Consider the following 20116-nt stretch of genomic DNA (forward strand, 5'->3'; position numbering starts at 1 on the left):
CACGTCCTGGCTGCACCTGCATGCGCTTCGGCGTCAAGCTCGACCGCGGGGCACCGCGTCCTTCAGCACCTTGAACAGACGCTGCTGGAGCGGCGAGCGCGACACGAAATCGTGATATTCCGCCGCAAGCCGCTCGCGGTATACGTCGCGGACCGCCGGCTCATTCCTTCTGAGGCGCCGACGTCGTGGTCAAGCTCGTTCGGGACGGCAATGCCCTCTAGAGCCACAGGAGCTCGCCCAGCAGCCATCATCGTGGTACAGCGCGCCGCGGACGCCTGATCCGCCTCGTCCTCCGAGAAACGCATCTTCTCCTGCGGCATCAAGAGGACGTGCTCGCCTGAGTTGTTCGCGCTCTTGCCGGGCGCAGGGGCGAACGTCCACGGGCGCTGCGCCGTGTAGCTCTGGCCGCGCGGGAACCGAGGGGAGAAGACGGATGCTCATCGGCGTCGCATCGAAAGCGCGTATGTCCTGTGCGGCAGCCGCGCTGCTGGCCGCAGCGGCGTGCTCCTCCTCGCCGCGGAAGTTCGAGCCCATCTGCGTGCCCGGAACGCAGGAGCTCTGCTACAGCGGCCCGCCGTCCACGGCCGCCGTGGGCGCCTGCAAGACCGGTATCAAGACCTGCGATGACGACGGGATGGACTATGGGCCTTGTGAGGGGCAGGTCCAGCCCACGGACGAGCTGTGCGACACGCCCGCCGACGAGAACTGCGACGGCAAGGTCAACGAAGCGTGCGTCTACCCGGGCTGCGCCAGCGTCCCTGCCGGCTCGCCGAGCGGCGTGTACCTCTCCGATCCCGGCGCCGCCGGGGCGATCCAGCCGCCAGCGGTCTACTGCGACATGGAGACCGACGGCGGCGGTTGGACGCTCCTCTACAACAGCGTCGGCTCGGAGACGGGTACCACGATGCCTTTCTGGGACATTCCGCTGCTCCAGCGATTCGGCGGCAAGGGCGAGCCGTCGCTCGGCGCCAACGTCTATGCGGGGTGGCTCTATCTCCATGGAACCGAGTACCGCGATGAGGCGGAAGACCTGGAGGGGAAGGTCGTCCAGCTATTCCACGCACGGACGACCGGGATCGAGCCAGAAACCCTGCGCTTCAAGTCCCCGGAGCTCGTGTCCGGCGATTCCGAGATCTATGCGGCGCAGTTCGCGGCTGGCTGGTCCTCTTCGGACTTCGACGGAGACACCTCGACGTCGAACTGCTCGGAGCAGTATTCGCACGTGACCCAGCATTACAGCGCCTGCTGGGTATACAACCTCGGCTCCGACGCGGACACCCCGCTGGACGACAGCGGCTGGGGGCCCCATTTGCAATCAGCGGCCGCGCGGCGCCTGGGTCTCTACGCCGACGAGAGCGGGTATACGCGCGTGAGGAGGATATCCCGCTGGGTCCGGTGGTGAACGCCAGCCGGGACACCGCCGCTCGGCGGGGGACGGGCTGGCAGCCAGCACGGCCTGCCTTTGATTGACCCCGGACCGGCAGGGAGCACCACGTGGGAACGTGGGGGGGCGGCGCGGCCGGGCACGCACGTGGCGCTTCCCGCCGCGTGCGAGACATGCGCATGCTCGGGGAGTAGCCATGGATACCCACCGTCTGAAGAGCCTGTTCGAGCGGCTCAGGCAGCAGCACCCCGTGAACGCAGGCGAGATCGATGCGGTCGAGCGATGGCTCCACGACGCGCCGCTCATCCGTCGCTACCGTATCAACCCCCACGTGGTCGCGGCGGACACCGCGCTCGACGCGCACGCGGTCATCCGCGTCCTGCTGCACGGCACCCAGACTGGCCTCTTCGACATGCACTGGGACGTCCACTGCGGCCATTGCAACATGCTGGCCGAGGCGATCGACGACCTCGCCACGGCCGCCGCCGTCTCGTTCTGCCCGATGTGCGAGTACTCCTTCGACGTCGACATCTCGGCGCGCGTCGAGGTGACGTTCTCGCTCGGCCGGTCCATCGAGGACCTCGGCTTCCCCCCCGTTTGCCAGCCGCCGTCGGCGCTCCACCCCCGCTATGGCATCACCGCCGCGCTCGGCGAGACCGCAGCGGCGACCGAGGTGCTCACCCCGGGCCGCTACCGCTACTTCTGCCCCTTGACCCGCGCCAAGGGCATCCTTCGCGTCGAGGGTGAGCCCACGGACGAGGTGCAGGCCGTCGCGATCTCGCAGCTCGCGGGACCCCACTATGACGTGACGGAGCTCGCGGTGCGGCCCGGCCCGCTCAAGATAGCGCTCACCAACGTCGGCTGGCCGCAGTGCGGCTTCATCGTTCATCACGATGTCCTGAAGGACGAGCTCGATCCGGCCAGCCTGCCGCGGCGGCTCAGCGGGCTCGAGCTGCTCCACGTGCCGGAGTACCGGCGCTACTTCGGCGGCATGGTGCTGTCGGCGCGGGAGCGGCTGACGGTCCGATCGGTCCTCATCGTCTTCACGGATCTGTGCGGCTCCACGCGGCTGTACGAGCGGATCGGCGACGCCCCCGCGTACAACCTGGTGCGCGATCACTTCGACATCGTGATTGGCGCCGTCGAAGCTCAGGGCGGCGCGGTGGTCAAGACCATCGGCGACGCGGTCATGGCCACTTTCCTGGACGAGCGGTCCGCGGTGACGGCGCTGAGCGCAGCCATGCACGGCATGCTCGGCCGCAACGCCGGCCGGCCCGAGGGCGAGCGCCTCGTGCTCCGGGCGGGCATGCACCGCGGCCCGGCGTTGCTCGTCAACCTGAACCAGCGCCTCGACTACTTCGGCCGCACCGTGAACACGGCGGCGCGCCTGCTCGGCGTCTCTGCAGGCGGCGAGCTCACCGTCTCTGCGCCGCTCGCCGCCGACGCCGAGCTCGTCGGCCTGCTCACCGCCGAGGGCTGGACGCCGCCCCGCGCCTCGCACGTCGACCTGAAGGGGATCGAGGGGACCCGCACCGTGCATTCGGCGGGCTTTCCCGGCATGGCTGCGCGCTGACGCGAGCGCCTCTCCGACGCACCGGATCCGCTGACGAGTGCACGGCCAGCGGCGCGCTCCGCGCCATCCTGCCGATCGCGTCCGGGCCTCATCGCAAGCTCCTCTGCCCACGTCACAACGCAAGCGGGTACCCCTCCACCGAGTATTCGCGAGCGCGCGGGACGGCATGAGCGTGCGTCGCAAACTTCAGCATTCCGGGACACGACGGATGCTGCATGGCTTGATTCTCGCTCCCAATCCTCCATGGGAGATACGCAAACTGATGCGATGTACACGTGAGGCAGCGCGGCGGCGACTGCCGGAGCGCTCGCCATTTCAGCGTCGACTGCAGACCTGCGATGTGGTGTTCCAGCAGCAGCATGGGATGACGCAAGCCGGCGGCATCGTCGAGAAACGCTTGCATGGCGGGACCTTGGCGTTCGAATTCAGCCAGCTCGCGCCTGGCTTCGTCGAGCGACGGCAAAACCTCCGCGTCCACGACCGTGGCGCATTCCGTGCACCACGCGGGCGCCGTCTTCACGACGGCGCTGTCACCGTCAGGAAGCTGGTAGTAGGCTCCAGAGGGGCCCTCGCGCAGCATTCCCTCGAACGCGCACGCTGTGTAGGTTACGCGGAACAGGTAGATGCCCATGAGTCTGCTCCAGTCTACCCAACGCTCGGATGAGCCGCGGCCCGAAGCGCCGGCGGACCCATCGAGGAGTCAGCGCGTGTGTCGGCTACGTTCCAGTCGCAGGGGCCCTCGTTCAGCGATCCTCTCGAAGCAAGAGTCGAAGGGGATGAACAGGCCCCAGCGATCACGGCGGCCGCGCGCCGCGGCTTCCAGAAGCACTCGTTCCTCCAGGTCCGGCGCGCGCACTCCCTTCCAGAGCTTGTCGGCCAAGGCGATGATGAGCTCCTCCAGTGTAGGTGCCATCTGCTGCCAGCGCGCGTGCGACAGACACACTCTCGCGAGCGCCGGCGTGACGGAAGCCGCGAGGAGCATTCGCTCGCCTGCGGGTTCGTGCTCGTTGCCAGGCCCCGTGAGCTCTCGAGGGTGCTCGATCTTGCCGGCGTCATGGAGCACCACGCCAACCCGGACAAAGTCCTCGTCGATCGGAATGCCCTGCTCGCGGAAGAGGACGATGAGCAGATCGGCCGCTTCCCCGACGAGCTCGACGTGCCGCAGCAAGTGAGGCGGAGCGCCCAGGGTAGCGAGCAGCGATCTGGCGTCATCGCGGGAGGCAGGAAACATGAGACATCTTGCCCTTCACGCGTCTGGATGACTTCTCGTGATGGCCATTCATCCAATGGTTCACTTCCAGAATTGCCACCACTTTTTGCCGGGAGACTGCTGTTCCGCTTGCTTGTCCGGCCCCTCACCGTCGTCCTCTCTGACGTCCTTGTGCTGGACCATCTGGACACCGCCGCAGGCACCGCAGAAGGCGCTGAACGCGTCCATTGTTGCGCCAGCGGGAAGTTTCGGGAAGACCTTCGCGATCAGCTCGGAAGGCGCGTCGAACAGCTCGTCCAGGCCACACTTGCTACACGGGCCAATGGTCCAGTCTGCGCGCTCTCGCAGGTACTGCTCGCGGACCTGCAGCAGGTTCTCGCCGCCGATCGGCGCAATGAACCGAACCTCTGCGCCGTCGTTGACGGTCTTCAGCTGGTGCGGTTGGTTCAGGACCCGAGCGGTGAAGACATCGCCGTCGCATGCGGTAACGCGCACCCAGACAAGCTCCGGACGGCGATCGGTGAGCCGCGGCCCACCATCGTGAACCAGGACTTGCAGGTCATCTGGGTGGTCGACGTGGAAACGGCCGTCGAGCCTCGGGTGCTGTCGCCAAGCTGCCGTCATGTCCCAGAACCTCTCAACAGTTGCACTCCTGCCAGCCGCGCCCTCCGTGCCCCTCACTCCGCGAACACGCTCACCTCGACACCAGCGGCCTTCGCCAGCCCGGCGAGGTGCCCCGACCCGCGGCTCTTTTCGAACGCCGGATGAAACACCAGCACCCGCGCTACCCCGCTCGCCAGCATCCGCTCGTTGAGCCCCTTCCAGGCACCACGCTTGTACTTCGCATAGTCCGCCTTGTTCTTCGCCATCGGCTCCACGGCGAGCCCTAGCTCGGCTGCGACGCGCCCGGCGAGGGCGTCCGCGCCCGGCGAGTCGCCGTGGATCACGGCCGCCCCCACCGGAAGCTTCGCCAGCTCGCGCCGGATCGCGTCCACGTCGGTCCACGCCACAGCGCCGGCGACGATCACACGCGTCATTCCGCCATCCTACCCTCGAAGCGCGCGGAGCGGGAACATCAGGAGGTACACACCCCCGCCTGGCCCTCCCGGCGCAGCACCCGCCCGCCGAAGCATCCTGCTCTGTGGGACGACCGCCTCGCCGAGCGTCCTCGCGGCGAATTCCGCCCTATCATCTCAACGAGCATGGGATCGAGAAGTGCAACCCGCCGTGCCGATGGGCAGGCCGCGCGCGGGGTGAGCACGACGCCCCCTCCGGCCGGGAGCGTCCTGAAGGCGTCCGCCCCGCTCCTCGCCGGCTCGCCTACGCCGGCGGCGTCGCGCTCGGCGCCGCGCGCGCAGGTCGACGTCGATGCGGTCGACCTGCCCGCGTTCGGCCTCGCCGACGATGTGCTGCCGTTCAGCGGCGACGTGCACGCGCACCGCAAGCACCAGCTGCTCTATGCGAGCGCGGGCGTCCTGCACCTCGAGGTCGGCAGCGCCCACTGGATCCTGCCGCCGCAGCGCGCGGCGTTCATCGCGGCCCACGTCATGCACCGCGCGCACGCCGCGGGGCCCGTCGCGCTGCGGACGGTGTACCTGTCGCCGCGGCTCACCCAGGAGCCGCTGCCCTCCGGCGACGCGCAAGGCGAGGAGCGCGTCGATTGCCGCGTCTTCGCGGTGACGCCGCTCGCGCGAGAGATGGTCCTCCACGCGATGCGCTGGGGGCCAGACCACGGCGGACGCGACGCGACAGCGTCGCTCTTCTTCAAGACGCTCGGGGCGCTGTGCCGGGAGTGGGTCGCCGAGCCGCTCCCGTTCAAGCTGCCGGTCGCGCGCTCGCCCGAGCTCGCCCGCGCGATGCGGTTCGCGCGCGAGCACCTCGGCGAGCATCCGACCCTCGACGACGCGGCGCGCGCGGCGCGCACCTCGACGCGCACGCTGTCGCGGCGGTTCGTCGAGGAGGCGCGGACGACGTGGACCGAGTACCTGAGCACCGCCCGGATGCTGCGCGCGATGGATCTGCTGGCCGTGAGCGGCGCCCGCGTCACCGACGTTGCGGTCGCGATCGGGTTCGACAGCCTGGGGGCGTTCACCCGCGCGTTCGCCGCCTTCACGGGCGAGCGACCGAAGGACTACCGGGCTCGCGCACAAGCGAACGAAGCGCCCACGGGATGAAGCGGCGCGGCGCGCGAGCGAACAGCGCGCCCGGGCGGCCACGCCGAGGCCCTCACTTGCTCGCGATCGCGTTCACGAGCCCGTAGACGCCGTACTCGATCATGTAGGCGAGATCGTAGTCAGGGAACTCGGCGCTCGCGAGGGCCGCGAGCTTCTTGTGGTGACTCGACGCCTCGGCCCCCGAGAGCTCGCTCTTCGTCGCGCCGAGCGAGGCGACGTAGCGCTCGACGAGGGACTCCATCCCGGTGAGGTACGCCTTCTGCTCGTCCACCGCGGCCCGCACCGGCGCGGTCTGCCCCCGGCCGCCGTGAACGGTGAGCCCGTCGAACTCCAGCAGCTCGTCGAGCGCCGCGCGCCACGAGGCGAGGTCCGGCGACGGCTTGCCGTTGCGGATGCCGCCCTCGAGCCACGCGTGCGCCTTGTGGTGCACGAGATCGCCGACGACCAGCGCCCTGGCCGAGGGGACGATCGCGACGGTCTGCGTCGTCGAGATGCCGGCGTGCTCGAGCTCGCGCAGATCGACCGCGCCGGCCTCCAGCGGGAGCGAGGTTGTGCCCTCGAACGTCACGTCGACGACGGCCTTCGGCGGGTACGTCTCCTCGGTGAACATGCCTGCGCCGATGAAGTACGCCTTCTTGTAGGCGTGGACCTCGTCGATCGCGCCCGCGGTGGCGCGGCTCGCGACGACCTTCGCGCCGATCTTCTGGAACTCGGAGGCGCCGTTGAACTTGTCCGGATTCGGGTGCGTCACCACGACGTACGTGATCGGGCTCTGCGTCTCCCGGCGGATCTGCTCGATGGCGCTCCGGGCGTACGCTCCCGTGAACTGGGCGTCGAACACGACGACCTCGCGCCCGGTGTCGTAGTAATACGAGCGCGTATCAAAGCCGGCGGCGTCCGACGAGAACGCGGCGAGCCGCGCGGCCGGCGCGCCGGTGGGGCCCTCGGCCGGCACGCCCGGGCCCGCGGCCTCCGAGGCGCAGGCGGCGAGGGCGGTGAACGAGGCGACAGCGGCGGCGCGGATGAGCTTCGACATGGGGGGTTCCTCTCTCGATGGCATCGCGGGGCGTCCTGCCCCGGAGACGGGAGAGAAGATGCGGAGGTCGGCGCTGGCGCGCTTCCTCCCGCAAGCCAATGTTTTGCTCGTACGCGCCAGCGGCGATCAGGGGGTCGTGTGCAGCCTCGCTCAGCAGACGCGGCTCGCCATGCCGGCGCTCGACGCCTCGCCGTCGAGCCCGAGCCACGCCTGCGCCTGGCGCTGCGCCTCCTCGACCGTGGCGACGATGCGATAGGGATACGGGCTCCTTCCCCGGCGAGCGGCAAACCGGCGGCGATCCCCCCACCGCGAGCTGCAAACCGGCGGGGCAGTTCACGGGGCGTGCTCGCGGCGGGCGGCGCCCTCGACAGCCCAGCGGCGACGGAGCTGGGCGGGGCCCCCTGGGGAGCCAGCCCAGCGGCGACGGAGCTGGGCGGGGCCCCCTGGGGAGCTCTGGCAGGGCTCGAACGAACGGGTTCGGCGGCGACGGGCTTCGCGTGCCATGCGGAACCAGGCCCGATGGAATAGACTGGGCTATCCAGCGCTCGTTGCCTGGCGAGGACGAAGGGATCATGAAGAAGCCGGATCTCAGCGCCAAGACTCCGGAAGAGCTCATCACGCTGTTTTCCGATCCTGCAGCTCGGGTCTTCGCGACGCACCGGATGGCAGAGATGGGCGCGCCGGCGCTTGTTGCCATCCGCTCGGTCTTGGATGGCTCGGCAGTCAATCCTTTCGGGCATTCGTACAAGAGTTACGGCGAGGTCTACCGATGCGCTCTGATCTCCGCCAGACTCATGGGAGCGCAGGCCATCAGTCTAGAGCCTCTCCTGCGCGACGCCGCTCGCGATTCAACCGGAATTTGCTGGGCGGAAGCGATCCAGGCCCTCCGATGCATCGGCTGGAACGACGACGAGACGCTATCCGTGCTCGCCGGAGCGCTCGATCGAGACGTGGACACGGCAGCCGAGGCCGTGATTGCGATCAAACACGCAGGAAAGGCCGATCATCCGGTGGTGGCAAACCAGCTGAGCTCATCTCCACGCGCCAGGGAAATGATGGCCCAATTTGGTCGCAGAACCCGCCCCTGGCGAACGGAATAGCGCCTTCGCGGCGGCCGAGAGGCGCTCGCGACTAGGCAGGTGTTCGCTTTGTAGGTCCAGAGAGCTAAAGCCGGGCGATCCCGGCCCCGTACCGCCTGAACGCCGAGGGGAGCTCTCTCCGAGCAGGAGAACGTCGATGGCAGACTCGCTCAACCCGTACCAGGATTTTGCCGCCTGCCACCCGAAGTTGCGGGAAGTGGCGTCTGAGGTCGTCGCCGACTGGGAGCCCGATTCGGCGCCTGTGACGGTCGTCTTCGGCCACATCGGTCGTGCGCTTGTCCAGCTTGAGTCCGACCTCGATGACACCACGCTTGATGAGGTCTCGCGGCTCGTGGAGCGTTCGCTGTCAGGAAGTGGCCCAGAGGCAGATGCGGTCGCGACGGGGCTCCTGGAGGCCATCTGCGCCCGCAGCGTCGATGCCCCTGCCGCCGTTGCGCGCGTCGTCTCTCATCTGGGACCCGATGCGCGCGCTTACATTCGAGCCTGGGATGCCTTCACCGGAACGACGACTCCGGGCGTCACGTAATCGTGTGGACGGCCATGAACGGCGGGCACCGCGCTGCGCCGCCAGCGTCACCGCTTCACGCCACGAGCTCGCCTGTCGGCGGCGGTCGTGGTAGCGCTGCTCCGCATGGCGAAGGCCGCGCGCACGACGACGAAGAGCGGGACGCGCTCCCCGCAGGGGCGCCGTCGCGTCCGCGTCTACACGGCGTGGCACCCGGTGCTCGTCGCGCTCCTCGAGCACGTGCTGCCCGCGGGCTGGTATCAGTGCATCTCGGAGTTTCAGCTCGCGCGCGAGCCGCTCCGCGTCGACCTCGTCATCCTTCGGCGCCGGCGGCGCGGCGCCCCGCCCAGGCCGAGCCTTCTCACCAGCGTCGTGGGCGGGCTGGCCGAGCACACCCTCGTGCACTTCAAGGGGCCGACCGACGAGCTCGAACGCGACGACGCCCGCATGCTCCTCGCTTACGCGCTACAGTACCTCGTCGTCGCAGAGATTGAGGATCCCGCCTCCGTCGCCCTCCGCGTGCTCGCGCCCCGCCTGACCCCGCGCTTCGTCGAGGCGCTGAGGTCGCTCGGCTGCGCGCTCACGCCGACGGGACCGGGCACGCACGAGGGTCGGCTCTGCGTCTTCCCGCTGCGGGTGGTGGAGACGGTGCCGGCGAACGCTCGCGAGGGCGACCATCTGCTGTACACTGTGACGCCTGGGATGGTCGCCGACCCCGGCGGGATCCCGGCGCTCTCCCCGGCGGAGATCGCGGTGTTCTGGGCGCTCCTGGAGCATGTCGAGCAGCTTCGACGTCCGCTCCCGGGGCAGAGGAAGCGGCACATGAAGGACGAAAAGCGGGTGGTCGAGAGCTTCGAGAAGGTGCTCACGCGCCTCGTCGCGCGGGTGCCGCCCAAGCAGCGGCTCGCCGGGCTCGCCCCCGAGCAGCGGCTCGCCGGGCTCGCCCCCGAGCAGCGGCTCGCCGGGCTCGCCCCCGAGCAGCGGCTCGCCGGGCTCACGCCCGAGCAGCTGCTCGCGGGTCTCGCGCCCGAGCAGCGGCTCGCTGGGCTCACCGAGGCGCAGGCGGTGCTCGCCCTGCCGGACGCGATGCTCCGCGCGTTGTCCGCGGAGTACATCGCGACGCTGCCTCGCGAGACGCAAGCGGCGATCCAAAAGCGCCTCGGGGCGGCCTCGCGGCGGCGGCCGGCGCGTCGGCGAAAGCCGCGCAGCCCTTCGAGATGACGCCTCGAAGCCGGAATCGGCGGCGGCCGAGACGTGGTTCGTTCTTTCCGACCGGGCGCCGAGCGAGCCCATTCTGCTGACGGTTCATGCCGCCTCCGGAGCTCGGGCCTGCGCCCTCGATGTGGAGACGTCATGCGATCAGCTCGCTTCCCGGCTCCAGGACCGCCGAGGTACCGTGCGCGCGCCGCCCTGGCTGCGTGGGGTCGATGCGGCCGGATCAACGGAGACCTGTGCCATGAGCGATAGAGACGCCCACAAGCAGTTCATCCTCGAAGGCGACCTGAAGGCCGTGATGTGGCGGCTCTCGTGGCCGGCCGTGCTGGCCATGGTCCTGTACGGGCTCAACTCGTTCCTGGACGCCGTGTTCGTGGGCCAGCTGATGAACGAGAGCGCCCTGGCCGGCGTGGGGATCGCCTATCCCCTGTCGCAGATCACGCTGGGGCTGGGCAGCCTCATCGGGACCGGCGCCGGCACGGCGCTGAGCATCTACCTGGGCGCGGACGACCAGGGCAAGCTCCACGGCCTCCTGGGGAGCGTGAACGGGCTGTCGCTCCTCGTCAGCTTGCCGTACGCCGTGCTCGCTTATTGGTTTGCAGAGCCGCTCGTTCGCGCGATGGGCGGCAGCGGGGAGATCCTCGCGCACGGCACCGCGTACTTCCAGGCGACGGCCCTCGGCTCCCTGTTCTGGGTGCACGGCCTCGCGGTGAACATGACCGTTCGCGGCGAAGGCAAGATGAAGACGGCGGCCTGGATGATCTCCCTCGGCCTCCTGGTGGACGTCGCCTTGAAGCCGCTGTTCATCCACACGTTCGGCTGGGGCGTGCAGGGCGCGGCCTGGGCCACCAACGCGGCCATGCTCGTCTACTCGGCCATCGGGCTCCTGTACTACGCGAGGGGCCGCGCCTCGTTCGACACCGCCTGGCGCACGATCCGCATCGACCCGTCGATCCGGCGGCAGATCGTCTCTCTGGGCATGCCGGCGATGATCGTGTGCATCATGGGCGTCGTCCAGAACCTCGTGGTCTACGGGGCGGTGTCGACCCATGGCACGGAGCACGACGTCGCCTTCTTCGCCGCCTGCAACCGCATCTCCCTGTTCCTGATGACGCCGCTGTTCGGCCTGATGCGGGCCTTGCAGCCCGTGGAGGGGATCAGCTACGGGGCGGGGCGCTACGGCAGGGTGAAGCAGGCCTTCAGCCAGTTCTCGATCGCCGGGCTCGTGCTGCTCCTGCCGTTCTGGTTCTCGATGATGCTCGCCCCGGAGGCCGTCCTCGGCTCCATGCTGCCGGGGTTCGACTTCGCCGCGCAGCAGCTGCTCGACTTCCGGATCTCCGTCCTCGCCCTGCCCGTCATGCCGTGGGTCTTCATGGCGCTGGCGTTCTTCCCCTCCGTGGAGCGGGCGAGGCTCGCGAGCGCGCTCGCCCTGCTGAGGCAGCTGGTGTTCTATCTCCCCCTGATGTGGCTCTTGCCCAAGATCGCCGGGGTGAGCGGGGTGTTCTGGGCGAACGCCGCGATCGACATCGCGATCTTCGTGCTCGTGATCCCCCTGGTCGGCCGGGAGTTCCGGAGGCTCGATGGGCGCGGCGCGGAGGCGGGCGCCCCGCTGCGCGAGGCGACCGCCGGCTGAGCCGCGCCCGCGCGCCGGACGCACGGCCTCGCGGCGCTACGCCGACGGGTCGGCCACGCGGCCCACGAACAGGATCGCGCTCGTCGCGTTGTCCCGGATGAAGAAGAAGAACGGGCGATCGAAGCGGATGGCCGCGGGCTCGGGCGGCCCGCTCTCGTCGAGGATCACCGCCGTCGCCGCGGCGGCCTCCGTGCCCACCTCGTCCACGGAGACGAACGCCTTGTGGACAACGCCGGAGATGAACAGGCCCCCCTGCCCGTCGATCCCCGAGAAGTCCGCGTCGCCGAAGGCGGCGGTCATCCCCATGTCCTTGAGGGGCGGGATCAAGTCGAACGTCGACTCCACCCTGAATATCGGCAGCTCGATCGTCACATTCCTGGGCTCCAGCGAGCCCAGGACGCCATCGAGGCGCGCGCTGTCGAGACCCTCATCGAATGCCTCGATGTCGGACGGCAGCACGAGCACCATCGACAGCTCGTCGCCGTCATAGGGCATCTCAACCGCCGCGTAGCCGTCGCCCTCGCCATAACGGACCTCGGCCGTGCCGGTCATCATCGACACGGAGATCGGGGAGCCGTCCACCAGCGTGAAGTCGGCGATGTCCGTCGCGCCCTCCTTGAAGGGGAACTTCCACGCCGCGTTGAAATAGATGGTGTTCGTCAGCACGAGCTGGGTCGAGGCGCTGACGGCGCCTTCCGGCACGAGGTCCTTGATCCGGCCCCAGGTGCGCTCGGCCACCCATCCGTTGATCATCTCCCGGGCCTCGTTCGACCGGGCGAAGTCGACGAGGTTGATCCCGGCCCCGTAGTTCGCCGCAAGCACGTCGAGGAACGAGGGCAGGAACGGATGGCCGGCTTGCCCCCAGAGCGCGTTGGCGATGTTGAGCCGGAAGCCCTCGCCGTCCTGCCCGTCGGCGACCTCGCCGCGGCTCTCGAGCGCCAGATCCAGCGCGTTGAACGCCGGGTGCAGCCGCTCCTGGGGCAGCGTGAAATGCAGCGCGCTCGCCATCTCCGCCGCCGTCTCCGTGCGCGCGCCCGCGTACGTCATCGCCAGCGCGCTCGACACGCTGTACGGCGAGTAGAAGACGTTGCGCCCCGGCCCGCTGCCGAGCCTCGCGTAGAGATCGAGCGCGAACGCCGTGTTGCCGTCGGCGAGCTCCTCGTGATCTGCGTCGGGCACCGAGGGGGCGAGGATCCGCTGCTTCTCGGAGGAGACGACGCACCCCGGCGTATCCGGATCGCTGCACCCAGACGGAAACGGCTCCGGCCCCGGGTCCGAGGAGCAGCCCGCGAGGAGCACGGACAGAGGGATGAGGATTGAAGAAATTTGGTGATAGCGCATGGGCCCCGGCACAGCAGCGCTTGTGCCAAGGGCCCCCGCCTCATCGACCCCCGCGGAGATGGCCGCTCTCGCGGAGGTGACCCCCACCGGCGCAGCGCCCGCGATCGCAGGGACAGGGTTGGCCCACTGTGGCACAGGACGCTTTCGTCCTGTGCGGAGACGACACAACCCTCACTGCTCGAGGTAGAGGGCCACCTCTGCTGTCCGTCCCTTGGCGTGGGCGATCAGCGTGGCGAGTCCGTTGTCGAAGTCCTCGGGCGTCGTGAGGTGCGTGTGCCCCTCGATCTCGCCCTCCGGCCCGACGACGTACGGCGCGATCAGGTCGTGCGCCGCCTTGAACCACGCCTCGGAAGCGGCCGCCTCGTACTCCTTGGCGGCGGCCTGCGCCACGTAGCCGCGGTAGACCTCGAGATAGACCGGATCGTCGAGCAGGAACCGGACGAGCGGCCATTGCTCGGTCACGTCGGCCATCGAGAGGGGCAGCGCCGTCAGCCCGATGTTCACGCCCGCGTCGGCGTCCGAGAACGCGAAGGTGTGATCCCAGGGGATCCACGTGAACTGCCCGCCCTTGTTCGGGTCCGCGTAGAGATAGTAGTTGTGCGGCAGGCGGCCGTACACGTCCCAGTCCTCGACCACCGCGTTCAGCGCGAACCAGTGCAGGAAGCCGTCGACGTCGAGGCGCGCCTCGAGCCCCGCGCGCCAGGCGGCGGCGTCGGTCCGATCGGCGTGCAGCGCGTCGAACAGCGCCCGCGCGTCCGAGAGATCGGTGTCGTCCTCGTTGTTCTCCTTGACGATGGTGTCGGGGTCCCACGTCTCCCACCGCGCGCCCGTGCCATCGGGCTTGTAGAGGTTGCCCTTGTGGCCGCCGAAATGGGTGTCGAGGAACGACTCGTCCGACGGGAGCTCGATGCCGGTGTACAGCCCGAAATAGACGGGCCCTTCCCCGTGATCGATGAAGACCCGGTAGAACGCGGTCGCCGGCGCAGGGATCCCCGCCTTGGCGAAGATGTCGGTGCCGATCTTCTCGCGCAGGAGCGAGGGATCCAGGTACCCGCTCGCGAACGACATCGAGTCGAACCCGTAGAAGCGCTGGTTCTTGGTCTCGGGATACTCGTCCTCGTATCGGTCGAAGTTGAGGCGCAGCGGCAGCTTCCAGTTGCCCGCGTTCCAGGGCAGGAGCAGGCTCGAGTTGCCCTTGAAGCGGATGCCGACGTGCTTCCACTGCCGATCCTCGGTGGCGACGTCGCACTCGACGTAGACAGGCGTGCGCGGGAGCAGCTCGACGCTGCTGATGAGCCCCGGATCGCCGCCCCCCCCAGGGCCGGGCGGCATGCAGGCCAGCTCGCCCTCGACGTCGGTGCACGCCCCCTCGGTGGCGGTCCCGAAGATGTCGATCGTGCAGGCGGCGTCCGCCGCCAGCCCCTCGCAGGCGGCGATCCAGTCCGGCGGCGGCACGAATTCCCCGGGCTCCTGCGGGGTCGGCTGGCAGGTCAGGCCGCCGGGGAGCTCCGTGCACGCTCCCTCGGTGGCGGCCCCGAAGAGGTCTATCGTGCAGGCGTCGCCGGCCACGAGACCATCGCAGGCCGTGACCCACTCCGGAGGCGGCGCGAATGGACCGCCCTGCGAGCCGAACTCGCCGGCCATGTCCGTCATGTCGTCGACCATCTGCTGCCACTGCTCGGGCGTGATGGTGATGTCGATGCGGGGAACCCGGTCCTGCGGGAACGCGGCGGAGTAATCCGGTGGCTCCGTGGGGACGCCGCCCGCCTCGCCGTCGCCGCCTGCGCCGTCGCCGCCTGCGCCGTCGCCGCCTGCGCCGTCGCCGCCCGCGCCCTGCCCTCCGGTGCTGCTGCTCGCGCCGGGGCCCGCCCCGGTCGCGCCGGGGTCGTCGGACGAGCCGCAGCCCACGAGAGGCGCGGCCGCCAGCGTGGCGAAAGGCAACAGGCAACGCAGAATTCTTAAGTTCATCGATCGCTCCTCAGCTCGCGTTTCGGGGCAATCTTATGTCAATTATGCATCGATTGTGTGACGAAACCACGCGCCAGAAGCGTGCGGCGTGCCGTCATCGGCCAGATCGGCCCGAGGCGCAGGGCTGGGGTGCGGTGGAATTTTCCACATCAATCACAGAAGAATTTTTCATTCATGAGGCAGTGGAGATCTCCACATGGTGAGGAGGGCCGCGCAGGCGCGCCGCGCCCTCCCGCGACGACCGCGCATGCCTCTCCGCTCCCCGAGGAGAGCAAGGCAGGTCGACATCGACGCGGGAGGGCGGCGAGAGCTATCGAGTCGACGCCGCGGGGGGACGCGGCACATCAGGCCCCCCGCGGCGCGCGCTCACGAGGGCGCGCCGCACGCGCCGGGCGACGCGACCGACACGCCCGCCGCGTTCGCGGCGCATGCATTGCTGTACGTCTTGCCGTCGCAGCCGCAGACCGGATCGTACTGCTGGGTGCACGCCTGCGGGATGGGCGCGCAGACACCCGTCTGATCGGCCGCGCCGCACTGCGCCTTGATGTCGTAGTCACAGAAGAAGCCGCGCTCGCACGCGATCCCGGCGAGGCCGCCGCAGACGCGGCCCTCGTGCCCGCCGCCTCCCCTCACCTCACTCGACTCGGAGACGATCGATTCGGGCGCATCGTCGGCCACCTCCACCTGACAGCCCGCGGCGAGCGGGGCCATGGCGAGCGCGAGCCAGACGACGGATGCCATGCGACTGCCCTTGAACCAAGCCTGAACATTCATGATGTTTCCTCCAATGTCGCCTCGCCGCTCCCGGCAAAGCGATGACCGTGCGTGAGCCCCTCTCCTGGCGAGAAAGGGCACCTTGCGCCGGGCGCGAGCGCGGCGCGTGATCCCTGTCATCCCCCTGCCGTTCGGTCGGCGAGCATGAGAGTCAACTCGACGCGACCTACGTGCGATGAGACCTCGATCCGACGGTCGCAGCGCCGCGGGGGCACGGTCTCCTTGGCAGGAGTCAGGCCACGCGTCGCGCGGCGCGGTTTCCACGGCGTGCGCGCCCGGCTGCGGCGTCAGAACCGCCCGGATCGGGCGAAAGCTGCGCAACGTGAGCGAGGGCCTGCGCAACCGGCCCCCGCAGCGTGGCCTGCGCGGCCCTCTCACGATCACCGACGGCGAGGCGAGCCACGAGCCAATCCAGTGCTGACGGAGAGCGCGTCCATCGCCGATGTGACCGTCGCGCCGCCGTATGCCAGGCGACCGTGAGGCTCGCGCTCTCCCGGCGAGCGCTCGTCGCTCTGCGGGCCGGCCAGCGGCGCGCGCTCGCGTCGCCCCTCAGCCCAGGAGCCCCCGCTCGCCCAGCCACAGCGTCGCGCCGGCGCGGCTATAGATGCCGAGCTTGTCGTAGGCGTGGGCGATGTGATGCTGCACGGTCTTCTGGGAGATGTGAAGGACGACCGCGATCTCGCGGTTGGTCTTGCCGACCCCGACGAGCCGCAGCACCTCCAGCTCGCGCGCCGTGAGCGCCCTTCGTGACCGGACGAGCCGAGCGCACCCGCCGCTTCCGCGCTCTCCGCTCGGAGGAGCGCTCGGAACGGGATCGGTGGCGAGCAGATAGTTGTACGTCGTCCCGCGCCCCCCGGCGAGGCGATGGGTCCAGATCGGGTTGGCGCAATAGAGCTCCAGCATCTCCTTCGTGTACCCGATCACGAAGTGCTCGAAATACGGGTGCCAGGCCGGGAGGTCGTGAACTCGAAATTCGACGCCGGCGTCCCGCAGCGCCGCTTCGGAGCGGCTGTCGGTCTCGGAAAAATAACGATGCCAGAGGGTGGGAATGGCCGTGACCAGCGAGGACATCCCCGGATCTCGGACGAAGCGCTTCAGCGGGCCATCGACGAGCGCCCAGCGCGCCGACTCGGCCCCGAGCTCGAAGAGGGCGTCCTTGCGGTCCGGATAGAAGCGCCGAACGAGCTCGTCGTGGAACGTGAGGAACTCGGGCAGCGGAACCAGGCTGCTGGCCGTGATCGGCTGCCTGAACCACGGGTGGCTCAGCGCCATGTCTCGAAAGAGGCCGCGCCACGCTTCCGAGCCGAATCTCCGGCTCACCAAGGTTTTCCGCGTCAGAATTGTGGTTCCGCTGACCTTCATGGGAAGCTCGTTGAAGCCTCCCGCTGGACGACGAAGCCGCTCGGGAGGCAGGCTCCCAAAGTATCACTCGCCACGTCGAACGATCAAGGCGTCGGCCACCAACGCGCGAGTTCGCGTGTCACGCCGCAGCTACGATCACGCGGTATTCGCACACCAGCAGCAGATTCTTCTGATGGCGCTGCAGGCCGACAGACCGCGCTGTGGATGCGTAGCGTCATTGCATCCCACGGCGGGTCGTATCTCGATGTCAGCGGAGTCGCTCGAACGTGGAGGCGGGTGTGGGCAGGACGGCGACGATCGAGGGACGCCGTGCACGGGAATGGGGGGACGCGCCGCGTCGAGCACGCAGAGCGCGCGTCAGGAAGACGCTACGGCATGGTGTGCCGCTTCAGGACGGGCCAGCCGACCGAGGCGTTGCCGGGCTCGTGACCCCCTCCCTGCTTCGTGCAAAGGGCCACTTCGACGCCGCCCTCGCAGTTCGAGAAGGTCGAGCAGCCCTTGCTGTCTTCGGCCGATGGCGAGCCCGTGCACCCGTTGATCTGGCCCCACTTCTCGAGGGTCGATTTCGCCCCGAGGAACGTGATGGGCATGCCGCTCACCACCGCGGAGTGTCCACCGGCGTAAGGCACGATCGGATCCGAGGTGCCGCGGAACGAGATCACGGTGATGGGGCGCGACGGCTTGCAATCGGCGATGTTCTCCTGCAGGAGATCGAAGGCGGCGGGCGCGACGGCGGCGAACACGTCGGCCGCGTGGCAAGCGAGGTAGTGGGACATGCCGCCTCCCATCGAGAAGCCGACCGCGTAGATGCGCTTCGGGTCGATGCAGGCGGTCTCCTGGATCTCGGCCACCATCGCCTTGACGAACGCCACGTCGTCGGTGTTCTTCACGCAGCAGGGCCCCACGTTCCAGGCGCCGCCCGACGGGCCGGCCAGCCCTGACGGGAAGGCCATGATCACCCCCTCCGGGTCGGTCTGCGCCGGATACGGCGAGCCCGATCGCTCCGACGGGCCAGAGCCGCCGAGGGGGTGGAGGTCCACCACGAGAGGCACCGGCTTGCTGCCGTCGTACGCCGCGGGGACATGCAAGACATAGCTGCGGTTCGAGGAGCCGATCGTGATCGTCTTGTTCGTGTCGCCGGCCCTCAGCGCGGGCGACGGGCAGGTGATGGGCTCGCCGCCCCCAGCGCCGCTCGTGCTGGCGCCGCCACCAGCGCCGCTCGTGCTGGCGCCGCCCCCAGCGCCGCTCGTGCTGGCGCCGCCACCCGCGCCGCTCGCGCTGGCGTCGCCACCCGCGCCGCTCGTGCTGGCGCCATCGCTGCCGGTGCTGCTGCCGCTGGCCGAGCCCGTCGTGCTCGCCGACACGCTCCCGCTGCCGCTGCCCGAGGTGCTGCTCGTGCTGGCGCCGGCGGCGGGGCCGCCGCCGTCGCCGCCGGCGCTGGTGGTCCCATCGCTGTCACCACCGCAGCCCCAGAGGGAGATGCCGAGCGCTCCCAGCACCAGAATCAGCTTCGGTAAACTCGTTCGTCCGTACGTCATTGGTCAGCACCTCTGTCCGGTGGGTTCAAGACCGCCATCCGGTGCTCGGGCCACGTCCTCGGAAGCGCGAGACAGCGCCGCCCCTCGTCTTCCCGGCTCGCCGTCCGTCGTCACATCACCCGATGCACGTGGCTGTCATATCCGAGGTCGCTGGCTCGAGGCATGGGCATACTGGCCTATGCCTCGACGCCGCAGCCGCTCGCCGCCGCTCGCGGTCCCGGGAGCATCTCCAGGCGTTCCTGGGAGGCGCAGAGCGCGCTGGTCTCCCCGGAAGGGCGCCGGAGGCCCGGGCACGGTCGATGATACGGCGACGTGTTCCGTGGAGATCGTGCCCACGGAGAGCGGCTGTGCGCGGCGCCTCGCGACGCGCCGACAGCAGGCGGTGCTGGCGTTCGTCGTGGCGTGCCTCGCCGCCGTCCTCCTCTCCCCGGTCCACGTGACGCGGCGTCACCCGGGCGCCCTTGTCGTGTCCATCGAATTCGACGACACGCTGGCGGATCAGCTCTCCGTGCGCTCCATCCTCGCCGAGCACAGGATGCATGCCACGTTCTTCGTGAACAGCGGTGTACTCGACCGCCCCGGCTACCTGACAGTCGCAGAGCTCCGCGCGCTCGCGTCCGACGGCCATGAGATCGGCGGCCACACCGTCAATCACGTGCGGCTGCCCGGGCTCAGCGCCAGCGAGCAGCGCCGGCAGATCTGCGATGATCGCCGCGCCCTCCTCGCGCTGGGCTTCGCCGTGAGCGACTTCGCCTACCCCTGGGGCGCTCACGACAGCGTCAGCACCGCGCTGGTGCGCGCCTGCGGTTACGACAGCGGAAGGCGCGCGGGCGGGCTCGCGTTCGCCTCATGCATCTCGTGCCCACGGACGGAGTCCATCCCTCCCCCCGACCCAGCCGCCACCCGCGCGCCCGGCTCCCTCACCCGCAGCCAGGGCGTCCCCACGATCAAGGCTCTCATCCGCAGCGCGCAGCAGGACGGCGGATGGATACAGCTCATCTTCCACCACGTCTGTGACACCTGCGGCAAGTACAGCATCTCCAGACAGGACTTCTCCACCCTCCTGGACTGGCTCGCGGAGGAGCGCGACGCGGGCCGCGTCGTCGTCCTGACCGTGCGGCAGGTGATCCGCGGCGAGGTGCCTCGCTAGGCGGCCTGTGCACGTTCCGCCATCCCGCCCGCGCGCGCCGCCGCGAGCCAGGCCGGTTGCCGCTATCGCGCGCGGGAAGTTGCCGCTATCGCGCGCGGGAAGGAAGGAAGAGCGCCATGAAGCGGAGAGCCGCGTGTCGGGCTCAACCTGGAG

19 protein-coding genes and 1 pseudogene are annotated in these 20116 nt (G+C 69.5%); 9 read left to right on the forward strand and 11 right to left on the reverse strand.

Annotated features, from left to right (window positions below; translation table 11 throughout):
* Positions 1 to 33: 33 nt before the first annotated feature.
* A pseudogene (locus WMF12_RS21660) lies at positions 34 to 156 on the reverse strand (nitrogenase-stabilizing/protective protein NifW); the annotation flags it as partial.
* Positions 157 to 463: 307 nt separating this feature from the next.
* Between WMF12_RS21660 and WMF12_RS21665 the strand changes: the two are divergent.
* Both WMF12_RS21665 and WMF12_RS21670 read left to right on the forward strand, forming a co-directional pair.
* Positions 464 to 1402: a fibrinogen-like YCDxxxxGGGW domain-containing protein gene (locus tag WMF12_RS21665; RefSeq protein WP_437873405.1), complete on the forward strand. Its 939-nt coding sequence runs from the start codon at positions 464 to 466 to the stop codon at positions 1400 to 1402.
* Between the two features lie 178 nt (positions 1403 to 1580).
* Entirely contained in the window at positions 1581 to 2957 is a 1377-nt protein-coding gene (locus tag WMF12_RS21670) for a DUF5939 domain-containing protein (RefSeq protein ID WP_437873407.1), read from the forward strand.
* 112 nt (positions 2958 to 3069) lie between these two features.
* Here WMF12_RS21670 and WMF12_RS21675 read toward each other — a convergent pair whose 3' ends face one another.
* From WMF12_RS21675 to WMF12_RS21690, 4 genes are all read right to left on the reverse strand, one after another.
* The gene (locus tag WMF12_RS21675; protein ID WP_437873408.1) at positions 3070 to 3588 is read right to left on the reverse strand and encodes a hypothetical protein; all 519 of its coding nucleotides are present in this window, start codon (positions 3586 to 3588) and stop codon (positions 3070 to 3072) included.
* Positions 3589 to 3657: 69 nt separating this feature from the next.
* On the reverse strand, positions 3658 to 4125 hold the full coding sequence (locus WMF12_RS21680; RefSeq protein WP_437873409.1) for an HD domain-containing protein: 468 nt from the start codon (positions 4123 to 4125) through the stop codon (positions 3658 to 3660).
* Between the two features lie 123 nt (positions 4126 to 4248).
* Positions 4249 to 4791 carry a hypothetical protein gene (locus WMF12_RS21685; RefSeq protein WP_437873410.1) on the reverse strand — a complete coding sequence of 181 codons (543 nt, stop codon included), beginning with the start codon at positions 4789 to 4791 and terminating at the stop codon, positions 4249 to 4251.
* A gap of 53 nt (positions 4792 to 4844) precedes the next feature.
* Positions 4845 to 5204, reverse strand: a complete 360-nt coding sequence (locus tag WMF12_RS21690) for an SLOG family protein (protein ID WP_437873411.1) — start codon at positions 5202 to 5204, stop codon at positions 4845 to 4847.
* A 216-nt stretch (positions 5205 to 5420) separates the two neighbouring features.
* Here WMF12_RS21690 and WMF12_RS21695 point away from each other — a divergent pair, with 216 nt between their 5' ends.
* A complete protein-coding gene (locus tag WMF12_RS21695; protein WP_437873413.1) occupies positions 5421 to 6341 on the forward strand; it encodes a helix-turn-helix domain-containing protein in 921 nt (306 codons plus the stop codon).
* Positions 6342 to 6393: 52 nt separating this feature from the next.
* Here the strand turns inward: WMF12_RS21695 and WMF12_RS21700 are convergent, their stop codons facing one another.
* The gene (locus WMF12_RS21700; protein ID WP_437873414.1) at positions 6394 to 7377 is read right to left on the reverse strand and encodes an MBL fold metallo-hydrolase; all 984 of its coding nucleotides are present in this window, start codon (positions 7375 to 7377) and stop codon (positions 6394 to 6396) included.
* Between WMF12_RS21700 and WMF12_RS21705 the strand changes: the two genes are divergently transcribed.
* The 5 genes from WMF12_RS21705 to WMF12_RS21725 all read left to right on the forward strand — a co-directional run bounded on the left by WMF12_RS21705 (position 7376) and on the right by WMF12_RS21725 (position 11830).
* Positions 7376 to 7633: a hypothetical protein gene (locus WMF12_RS21705; RefSeq protein WP_437873415.1), complete on the forward strand. Its 258-nt coding sequence runs from the start codon at positions 7376 to 7378 to the stop codon at positions 7631 to 7633. The genes WMF12_RS21700 and WMF12_RS21705 overlap by 2 nt on opposite strands.
* A 316-nt stretch (positions 7634 to 7949) precedes the next feature.
* Positions 7950 to 8477 (forward strand): hypothetical protein, encoded by a 528-nt coding sequence (locus WMF12_RS21710; protein ID WP_437873416.1) that lies wholly within the window; start codon positions 7950 to 7952, stop codon positions 8475 to 8477.
* A 136-nt stretch (positions 8478 to 8613) separates the two neighbouring features.
* The gene (locus WMF12_RS21715) at positions 8614 to 9003 is read left to right on the forward strand and encodes a hypothetical protein (RefSeq protein ID WP_437873417.1); all 390 of its coding nucleotides are present in this window, start codon (positions 8614 to 8616) and stop codon (positions 9001 to 9003) included.
* Between the two features lie 105 nt (positions 9004 to 9108).
* Positions 9109 to 10203: a hypothetical protein gene (locus WMF12_RS21720; RefSeq protein WP_437873418.1), complete on the forward strand. Its 1095-nt coding sequence runs from the start codon at positions 9109 to 9111 to the stop codon at positions 10201 to 10203.
* Between the two features lie 235 nt (positions 10204 to 10438).
* Positions 10439 to 11830: an MATE family efflux transporter gene (locus WMF12_RS21725; RefSeq protein ID WP_437873419.1), complete on the forward strand. Its 1392-nt coding sequence runs from the start codon at positions 10439 to 10441 to the stop codon at positions 11828 to 11830.
* Positions 11831 to 11866: 36 nt separating this feature from the next.
* Here the strand turns inward: WMF12_RS21725 and WMF12_RS21730 are convergent, their stop codons facing one another.
* The 5 genes from WMF12_RS21730 to WMF12_RS21750 form a co-directional block, all read right to left on the reverse strand.
* A complete protein-coding gene (locus WMF12_RS21730; protein ID WP_437873420.1) occupies positions 11867 to 13171 on the reverse strand; it encodes a serpin family protein in 1305 nt (434 codons plus the stop codon).
* Positions 13172 to 13342: 171 nt separating this feature from the next.
* Positions 13343 to 15139, reverse strand: a complete 1797-nt coding sequence (locus tag WMF12_RS21735) for a CotH kinase family protein (protein WP_437873421.1) — start codon at positions 15137 to 15139, stop codon at positions 13343 to 13345.
* Between the two features lie 366 nt (positions 15140 to 15505).
* Complete coding sequence (locus WMF12_RS21740) at positions 15506 to 15913, reverse strand: Kazal-type serine protease inhibitor family protein (protein WP_437873422.1); 408 nt, start codon at positions 15911 to 15913, stop codon at positions 15506 to 15508.
* Positions 15914 to 16462: 549 nt separating this feature from the next.
* On the reverse strand, positions 16463 to 17233 hold the full coding sequence (locus WMF12_RS21745; RefSeq protein WP_437873423.1) for a response regulator transcription factor: 771 nt from the start codon (positions 17231 to 17233) through the stop codon (positions 16463 to 16465).
* A gap of 410 nt (positions 17234 to 17643) precedes the next feature.
* Complete coding sequence (locus tag WMF12_RS21750) at positions 17644 to 18774, reverse strand: alpha/beta hydrolase family esterase (RefSeq protein WP_437873424.1); 1131 nt, start codon at positions 18772 to 18774, stop codon at positions 17644 to 17646.
* A 367-nt stretch (positions 18775 to 19141) separates the two neighbouring features.
* Between WMF12_RS21750 and WMF12_RS21755 the strand changes: the two genes are divergently transcribed.
* A complete protein-coding gene (locus tag WMF12_RS21755; RefSeq protein ID WP_437873426.1) occupies positions 19142 to 19963 on the forward strand; it encodes a polysaccharide deacetylase family protein in 822 nt (273 codons plus the stop codon).
* Positions 19964 to 20116: the final 153 nt, after the last annotated feature.

Source organism: Sorangium sp. So ce363 (assembly GCF_051520435.1).
GTDB classification, from domain to species: domain Bacteria; phylum Myxococcota_A; class Polyangia; order Polyangiales; family Polyangiaceae; genus Sorangium; species Sorangium cellulosum_B.

Coding starts and splice junctions, on each gene's coding strand:
- WMF12_RS21665 (WP_437873405.1), top strand. CDS start 464: ATGTCCTGTGCGGCAGCCGCGCTGCTGGCCGCAGCGGCGTGCTCCTCC.
- WMF12_RS21670 (WP_437873407.1), top strand. CDS start 1,581: ATGGATACCCACCGTCTGAAGAGCCTGTTCGAGCGGCTCAGGCAGCAG.
- WMF12_RS21675 (WP_437873408.1), bottom strand. CDS start 3,588: ATGGGCATCTACCTGTTCCGCGTAACCTACACAGCGTGCGCGTTCGAG.
- WMF12_RS21685 (WP_437873410.1), bottom strand. CDS start 4,791: ATGACGGCAGCTTGGCGACAGCACCCGAGGCTCGACGGCCGTTTCCAC.
- WMF12_RS21690 (WP_437873411.1), bottom strand. CDS start 5,204: ATGACGCGTGTGATCGTCGCCGGCGCTGTGGCGTGGACCGACGTGGAC.
- WMF12_RS21705 (WP_437873415.1), top strand. CDS start 7,376: ATGGGGGGTTCCTCTCTCGATGGCATCGCGGGGCGTCCTGCCCCGGAG.
- WMF12_RS21700 (WP_437873414.1), bottom strand. CDS start 7,377: ATGTCGAAGCTCATCCGCGCCGCCGCTGTCGCCTCGTTCACCGCCCTC.
- WMF12_RS21710 (WP_437873416.1), top strand. CDS start 7,950: ATGAAGAAGCCGGATCTCAGCGCCAAGACTCCGGAAGAGCTCATCACG.
- WMF12_RS21715 (WP_437873417.1), top strand. CDS start 8,614: ATGGCAGACTCGCTCAACCCGTACCAGGATTTTGCCGCCTGCCACCCG.
- WMF12_RS21720 (WP_437873418.1), top strand. CDS start 9,109: ATGGCGAAGGCCGCGCGCACGACGACGAAGAGCGGGACGCGCTCCCCG.
- WMF12_RS21725 (WP_437873419.1), top strand. CDS start 10,439: ATGAGCGATAGAGACGCCCACAAGCAGTTCATCCTCGAAGGCGACCTG.
- WMF12_RS21730 (WP_437873420.1), bottom strand. CDS start 13,171: ATGCGCTATCACCAAATTTCTTCAATCCTCATCCCTCTGTCCGTGCTC.
- WMF12_RS21735 (WP_437873421.1), bottom strand. CDS start 15,139: ATGAACTTAAGAATTCTGCGTTGCCTGTTGCCTTTCGCCACGCTGGCG.
- WMF12_RS21740 (WP_437873422.1), bottom strand. CDS start 15,913: ATGAATGTTCAGGCTTGGTTCAAGGGCAGTCGCATGGCATCCGTCGTC.